The sequence below is a fragment of the Pseudomonas sp. GW821-FHT01C01 genome (assembly GCF_059422645.1).
The window spans coordinates 1-7386 of the sequence record NZ_JBWKXF010000096.1 but is presented as its reverse complement, the minus strand read 5'-3'; the positions used below and the strand labels follow the sequence as shown (position 1 = coordinate 7386).

Sequence of the window (7386 nt, the reverse complement as noted above, 5' to 3'; positions counted from 1 at the left end):
CACTGGAGCAGTGCCCGACCAAGCTCAATCCAATGGGCTGGGACAACTGCAAGTGAATGGTTGGCTCGTAAGCCGCCTTCGCGAGCAAGCCCGCTCCCACAGGGGATAGTGGCCGGCCTCCAGATCGCGAAGCATGCACTATCCCGGGGCACAACGGGAGTTCGGTTTACTTCAGGCTGCCCGAGAGGAATTGCTGCAGGCGCTCGGATTGCGGGTTCACCAGCACTTCACGCGGGTTGCCGCTTTCTTCGACCACACCTTTGTGCAGGAATACCAACTGGTTCGACACTTCACGGGCGAAGCCCATTTCGTGGGTCACCACGACCATGGTCCGGCCTTCCTGGGCCAGGGCCTGCATGACTTTCAGCACGTCGCCGACCAGCTCAGGGTCGAGTGCCGACGTCGGTTCGTCGAACAGCATCACCTCAGGTTCCATCGCCAGTGCACGGGCAATCGCCACGCGCTGCTGCTCGCCGCCGGACATGTGGCCCGGGTAAGCGTCCTTGCGATGACCAACGCCGACCTTGTTCAGGTAGTGTTCGGCCTTGTCGCGCGCTTCCGCCTTGGACATGCCGAGTACATGCACCGGCGCTTCCATGATGTTTTCCAGCGCGGTCATGTGCGACCACAGGTTGAAATGCTGGAACACCATCGACAGGCGCGAACGCATGCGTTGCAGCTGTTTCGGGTCAGCAGCTTTCAACGCGCCGTCCTTGTTCGCCACCAGCTTCAGCTCTTCGTTGTTGAGCAGGATCTTGCCCGCGTGCGGCTGCTCCAGCAGGTTGATGCAGCGCAGGAAAGTACTTTTGCCGGAGCCACTGGAGCCGATGATGCTGATCACATCGCCGGCTGCCGCTTTCAGGGACACGCCCTTGAGCACTTCGTGACTGCCATAGCGTTTATGCAGGTCTTGGACTTCAAGTTTGTACATGCGGTCGGTTCTCACAAAAACAGTCAGTCAGTCGTTGAGCAAGCGCCCGTGACGCAGCGCTTCGCGCCCCGCCACCTTGGCCAGCCAGAAACCGGGTTGGGCATAACGCAGCCGTTCAATGGCAAACAGCACCCCGGACGTACCAGCACACACCGTGCTGACCCGATCCGCCAACGGATCGATCACTTCAAAAAGCTCATCACCTGCTTCAACCCATTCACCGGGTTTACGCAGGAACGTCACCACACCGGGGTGCGGCGCAAACAACAACTCAGTGCCTTCGAATGGCATGCCTTCGCAAGGGTCTTGCGCAGGCTTCGGCCATTCGCCGCTGATCAATCCTTGCTCGGCAAGGAACGCCAGAATGCCTTCGGCATGGGCGCAAGCCTCGGTGCGACCGGTGTCGGCCTGCCCCCCTAATTCAATGGTAGTCGCCAGGCACGCCAGTGGAATCTGTGCATCCGGGAACAGACGTGACAGGCGCAACCATGGCAACGAGCACGCCTCGTCGAACGAACTGCCGCCGGAATCTTCCGCCAGCAAACCGACCCGCACGTTCAGGTGCGCGGCCAGCGAGCGCCACTGCGGCCAGTGTTGCGGCAAGGCGTACATGTGCAGCGCCGCTTCGGCATCGCAATGCAGATCCAGCACGACATCGGCGGTGCAGGCGTGGCTGAGCAGGACGCGCTGCATGCCTTGCAACTGGCTGGAGGCCTCCGGCAGTGCCGACAGATGATCGCTCATGGCCTGGCGGATCAAGCGGATATTGGCGTGCGGATCATCCCCCAGATACCCGTCGAGTTGTGCCGCCACTGGCGCACTGAGCTCGACGAAATCGCGGTTGAAGTTTTTGCCGCTGCCCGCCTCGAAACGCCCTTGATGATTGCCCTGCAACAGTTGACCGAGGCCCAGCGGATTCGCCACCGGCACCAGTTCGATCACACCGTTGAGCAAGCCTTGGGCCTCGAGTTCGGCCAGACGTTTTTTCAGCTCGAACGCTGTGCGCATGCCCGGCAGTTCATCGGCGTGCAGGCTGGCCTGGATGTAGGCCTTGCGCTCGCCATTGCCGAAGCGGAACACCGAAATATGGCGTTCGCTGCCCAGGTGGCTCCACGGCAACGCATGATCGATGCGTTCCATATCAGTGCTTCCGCGGGGCCAGGTAGCCCAGCCAGCGGCGCTCGGCCAACTTGAACAGCTTCACCAGGATGAAGGTCATGCACAGGTAGAACACGCCGGCCGTGATGTACGCCTCGAACGGCAGGTAGAACTGGGCGTTGACCGTGCGAGCAGCACCGGTGATGTCGATCAGGGTCACGATGGACGCCAGACTGGTGGTCTGCAGCATCATGATCACTTCGTTGCTGTACTGCGGTAGTGCCCGGCGCAGGGCCGACGGCAGCAGGATGCGCTTGTACATCTTGAAGCGCGACATACCCATGGCCTTCGCTGCTTCGATCTCACCGTTCGGCGTGGCGCGCAGGCTGCCGGCGATGATTTCGGCGGTGTAGGCGCTGGTGTTGATGGCGAACGCCAGGCACGCACAGAACGTCGCGCTGGACAGCCACGGCCAGAGGAAGCTTTCCCGCACGGCTTCGAACTGCGCCAGACCGTAGTAGATCAAAAACAGCTGCACCAGCATCGGCGTGCCGCGGATCACGTAGGTGTAGAGCCAGGCCGACATGTTGACGACCGCGTTTTTCGAGACGCGCATCAAGCCCAGCGGCAACGCACACAGCAGGCCGAAGAACAGCGACAGCGCGAGCAGTTTGAGGGTGGTCACCAGGCCGCCAAAGTACAGCGGCAAGGCCTCCCAAATGACGTTGTAGTCGAAGATCATAGATCAGCCGCCCTTACGCCTACCGAGTAGCGCTTCTCAAGGTGACGCAATGCCAGCAACGACACACTGGTGATCACCAGGTACATCGCCGCCACTGCGAGGAAGAAGGTGAAAGGTTCGCGGGTGGCATCGGCCGCCTGCTTGGCCTTGAACATCATGTCTTGCAGACCCACCACCGAAATCAGCGCGGTGGCCTTGGTCAATACCAGCCAGTTGTTGGTGAACCCCGGAATCGCCAGGCGAATCATCTGCGGTACCAACACCCGGAAGAACACCTGAAAACTGCTCATTCCGTAAGCCATGCCCGCTTCGGCCTGACCTTTGGGGATCGCCATGAAAGCGCCACGGAAGGTTTCCGACAGGTACGCACCGAAGATGAAACCCAAGGTACCGATACCGGCAGCCAATGGGTTCAGGTCGATGTACTCGTCAAAGCCGAGCAGCGGTGCGACGCGGTTGAGCAGGTCCTGGCCGCCATAGAAAATCAGCAGGATCAGCACCAGGTCGGGAATACCGCGGATCACCGTGGAGTACAGATCGCCCAGCCAGGCCAGCCAGCGCACCGGTGACAGACGCAATGCCACGCCGATCAGCCCCAGGACGATGGCCAGGGCCATGGACGACAAGGCGAGCTGAAGCGTCAGCCAAGCGCCATCGAGGATGACAGCCCCGTAGCCTTTCAACATGATTCAGGTCCTCGAAAGTTGGGATGAAAAAATGGCGCAAACCTCAGAGATTCTGTTGCTTGCGCCATTTCAGACTTGTCGCTTGGACGTGTTACTTGCCGTAGATATCGAAGGCGAAGTACTTGTCCTGGATTTGCTTGTACTTGCCGTTCTCACGAATGGCGGCGATGGCGGCGTTGAGCTTGCCCAACTCAGCCGTGTCGCCCTTGCGAACCGCGATACCTACGCCGTCGCCGAAGTATTTGACGTCGGTGAACGCAGGGCCGACGAAGGCGAAACCTTTACCGGCGTCGGTTTTCAGGAAACCGTCATCCAGCAGCGTAGCGTCTGCCACGGTGCCGTCGAGGCGGCCGGCGGCCACGTCGAGGTAAATTTCGTTCTGCGAGCCGTAAGGCTTGATCTCGGCACCCAGTGGGGCCAGGACTTCACGGGCGAAACGCTCGTGGATCGAACCACGCTGCACGCCGATGTTCTTGCCCTTGAGCTCGGTCAGGCCGTCGCTGACCTGAGTGCCTTCCTTCATGACCAGGCGAGCCGGAGTGTTGTAGTACTTGTTGGTGAAGTCGACAGACTTCTTGCGGTCTTCAGTGATCGACATGGACGACAGGATCGCGTCGATCTTGCGCACCTTGAGGGCCGGGATCAGGCCGTCGAACTCTTGCTCGACCCACACGCACTTGACCTTCATCTCTTCGCACAATGCGTTACCGATGTCGTAGTCGAAACCAACGATGCTGCCGTCCGGCGCTTTGGAAGCGAACGGAGGGTAAGCTGCTTCGATACCGATTTTCAGAGGTTTTTCATCGGCGAAGGTTGGCAGGGACAGCACGGACAGTGCCAGGGCGCCAAGCAGCACGAGTTTCTTCATCTTGGGACTCCATCGGTAAAGGGCAAAAACGGCAGAGTGAGCGACAGCCCAATATGCGAGTGAGTTGAACCGCAAAGCAGTGCTGCGTCCTGGGAAGCGGGTGTTGAAATTCAACACGGGCAACGACGAGCGAGTGATCGGCATTCTAACGACAGGCCCGAGGCCGATATTTCTTCAATGCGACAACTAATTACAGAAGCACCGAGAAAGCCGTTTTAGCACGTTGACAGCCCTGCAAAATCATGCAAGAGCAAAAGACATTGAACCGATCTATGTTGCAAATTGCGGGCCTATTATTGGCAAACCCTTCTAATCCGGCAAGCGCAGCGTTGCTTCTTATTTCTGAAGGGTGGTTAACAGGCGCTGACACGGCACTTTGCGTTTCCCATTGCCCCGAATCGGCGCGAGCGGTTACACATTCAGTAACCTGAAAGATCGCGGGTAACAGTAGGAATATTCCGAGGATGGAAGCCGATAATTATTGGCCCATGTTTATTTGATGTCTGACCGATCGCCTTCGCGGGCAAGCCCGCTCCTACAGGTTTTGTGGTGAGGTTCAGATCGCCTGTACACCGTAAATCCCTGTAGGAGCGGGCTTGCCCGCGAAGAGGCCAGCTCAGACAACACAAAATTCAAGGCCAGAAAAAAGCCCCGCCAGGCTCAACACCTGACGGGGCTTCAGTGACTCAGAAGCCGCGCTTACGCGACATTCATGGTCTTGTGCGTATCAATCAAATGCTGCACGACACTCGGGTCGGCCAGGGTGGAGATATCACCCAACCCATCGTACTCAGCCGTCGCAATCTTGCGCAGAATCCGCCGCATGATCTTGCCCGAACGGGTTTTCGGCAGGCCCGGTGCCCACTGGATGACATCCGGCGACGCAATCGGCCCGATCTCCTTGCGTACCCAGTTTTTCAGTTCCAGGCGCAGTTGTTCGTTCGGCTCTTCACCGTTTTTCAGGGTGACGTAGACATAAATGCCCTGCCCCTTGATGTCGTGCGGCACACCGACCACAGCGGCTTCGGCGACTTTCGGGTGAGCGACCATCGCGCTTTCGATCTCGGCGGTGCCCATGCGGTGGCCGGACACGTTGAGCACGTCGTCCACGCGACCGGTGATCCAGTAGTAGCCATCGGCATCGCGACGAGCACCGTCACCGGTGAAGTACATGCCGCGGAAGGTCTTGAAGTAGGTATCAACGAAGCGGTCATGGTCGCCAAACAGCGTACGCGCCTGGCCTGGCCACGAATCGAGAATCACCAGGTTGCCCTCGGCCTCGCCTTCGATGATGTTGCCCAGGTTATCCACCAGTGCCGGCACCACACCGAAGAACGGACGCGCCGCAGAGCCCGGCTTGAGGGCGTGAGCGCCCGGCAGCGGGCTCATCATGTTGCCGCCGGTCTCGGTCTGCCACCAGGTATCGACGATCGGGCAACGGGACTTGCCGACATTCTTGTAGTACCAGTCCCAGGCTTCCGGGTTGATCGGCTCGCCCACCGAACCGAGCAGGCGCAGGCTGCTGCCATCAGCGCCTTCAACAGCGGCAGTACCCGAGGCCATCATGGCGCGGATCGCGGTCGGTGCGGTGTAGAGGATGTTGACCTTGTGCTTGTCGACGATCTTCGCCACCCGGGTGATGTCCGGGTAGTTCGGCACGCCTTCGAACAGCAGCGTGGTCGCGCCGTTGGCCAGCGGGCCGTAGACGATGTAACTGTGGCCGGTGACCCAGCCGACGTCGGCGGTGCACCAGTAGATCTCGCCCGGGCGGTAGTCGAATACGCGCTCGTGGGTCATGGCTGCGTACAGCAGGTAGCCGCCGGTGGTGTGCTGTACACCCTTCGGCTTGCCAGTGGAGCCGGAGGTGTAAAGGATGAACAGCGCTTCTTCTGCGCCCATCTCTTTCGGCGCGCAAACGGTGCCGGCCACTTTCATCAGGTCCTCGAACCAGATGTCGCGATGCTGGTTCCACTTGATGTCGCCACCGGTGCGCTTGCACACGATGACTTTCTGGATGCTGCTGGTTTCCGGGTTGGTCAGCGCGTCGTCGACGTTGGCCTTCAGCGGGATCTTCTTGCCGGCACGAATGCCTTCGTCGGCGGTGATCACCACTTTCGAGCGGCAGTCGATGATGCGACCGGCCAGGGCTTCCGGCGAGAACCCGCCGAACACCACCGAGTGAATCGCGCCGATCCGGGTACAGGCCAGCATGGCGACCACGGCTTCGGGAATCATCGGCATATAGATAGTCACCACGTCGCCGCGGTGCACGTCCTGACCACGCAGGGCGTTGGCGAACTTGCAGACTTGCTCGTGCAGTTCGCGGTAAGTGATGTTGCGGCTTTCGGCAGGGTCATCGCCTTCCCAGATAATCGCGACCTGGTCGCCGCGTTCGGCCAGATGACGGTCGAGGCAGTTGTAGGAAACGTTCAGGGTGCCGTCAGCGAACCATTTGATGTCGACATGGTGATCGTCGAAGGAGGTCTGCTTCACCGTGGTGAAAGGTTTGATCCAGTCGAGGCGCTTGGCTTGCTCGCGCCAGAAGCCGTCCGGGTTGACGACCGACTGCTGGTACATGGCCTTGTAGGTCGCCTCGTCGGTCAGCGTGTTAGCCAGAACCTCGGGACGAACGGGATACAGGGAAGCCGCACTCATCTTTCTTACCTCGGTGGAATAGTTGTTTTTGTATGACCCCGTTGTAGCCGGGCCGGGCCTATAGAACCATTCGACGATGGTAGTAACAAGTCCCTACAAATTGTCGCGAGAAACCGTCTAACCCACTACCGCCGCGGTACCTGTGGGAGCGGGCTTGCTCGCGATGGTCGTTTACGATAACGCGCCCAATCTGACACCCCGCGGCGTTCTCTGGCTCATCGCGAGCAAGCTCGCTCCTACAAAAGCGGTACCTGTAGGAGCGAGCTCGCTCGCGATGGTCGTCAACGATAACGCGCCCAACCTGACACCCCCGCGGTGTTCTCTGGCTCATCGCGAGCAAGCTGAACTGGTCAAGTAATCCCGGACACCGATTACGGTGTTTATGCCGCTTTTTGCTCCATGGCTA

General features: G+C 59.7%; 6 protein-coding genes. All 6 read right to left on the bottom strand.

The features are described 5' to 3' along the window. Positions 1-166 precede the first annotated feature (166 nt). Positions 167-931 carry an ABC transporter ATP-binding protein gene (locus AC07XF_RS28500; protein WP_489333767.1) on the bottom strand — a complete coding sequence of 255 codons (765 nt, stop codon included), beginning with the start codon at positions 929-931 and terminating at the stop codon, positions 167-169. Positions 932-958: 27 nt separating this feature from the next. Beyond that, positions 959-2071 (bottom strand): M14 family metallopeptidase, encoded by a 1113-nt coding sequence (locus tag AC07XF_RS28495; protein ID WP_495029179.1) that lies wholly within the window; start codon positions 2069-2071, stop codon positions 959-961. A gap of 1 nt (position 2072) precedes the next feature. After that, positions 2073-2771 carry an ABC transporter permease gene (locus AC07XF_RS28490; RefSeq protein WP_495029178.1) on the bottom strand — a complete coding sequence of 233 codons (699 nt, stop codon included), beginning with the start codon at positions 2769-2771 and terminating at the stop codon, positions 2073-2075. Next, positions 2768-3457, bottom strand: a complete 690-nt coding sequence (locus AC07XF_RS28485; RefSeq protein WP_047532379.1) for an ABC transporter permease — start codon at positions 3455-3457, stop codon at positions 2768-2770. Before AC07XF_RS28485 ends, AC07XF_RS28490 begins: the two co-directional genes overlap by 4 nt. 91 nt (positions 3458-3548) lie before the next feature. Further along, positions 3549-4325, bottom strand: coding sequence for an ABC transporter substrate-binding protein (locus tag AC07XF_RS28480; RefSeq protein ID WP_495029177.1), 777 nt, complete (start codon positions 4323-4325; stop codon positions 3549-3551). A gap of 699 nt (positions 4326-5024) precedes the next feature. Beyond that, positions 5025-6980, bottom strand: a complete 1956-nt coding sequence (gene acs / locus AC07XF_RS28475; protein WP_007992764.1) for an acetate--CoA ligase — start codon at positions 6978-6980, stop codon at positions 5025-5027. Between the last annotated feature and the right edge of the window lie 406 nt (positions 6981-7386).

Coding starts and splice junctions, on each gene's coding strand:
- AC07XF_RS28500 (WP_489333767.1), bottom strand. CDS start 931: ATGTACAAACTTGAAGTCCAAGACCTGCATAAACGCTATGGCAGTCAC.
- AC07XF_RS28495 (WP_495029179.1), bottom strand. CDS start 2,071: ATGGAACGCATCGATCATGCGTTGCCGTGGAGCCACCTGGGCAGCGAA.
- AC07XF_RS28490 (WP_495029178.1), bottom strand. CDS start 2,771: ATGATCTTCGACTACAACGTCATTTGGGAGGCCTTGCCGCTGTACTTT.
- AC07XF_RS28485 (WP_047532379.1), bottom strand. CDS start 3,457: ATGTTGAAAGGCTACGGGGCTGTCATCCTCGATGGCGCTTGGCTGACG.
- AC07XF_RS28480 (WP_495029177.1), bottom strand. CDS start 4,325: ATGAAGAAACTCGTGCTGCTTGGCGCCCTGGCACTGTCCGTGCTGTCC.
- acs (WP_007992764.1), bottom strand. CDS start 6,980: ATGAGTGCGGCTTCCCTGTATCCCGTTCGTCCCGAGGTTCTGGCTAAC.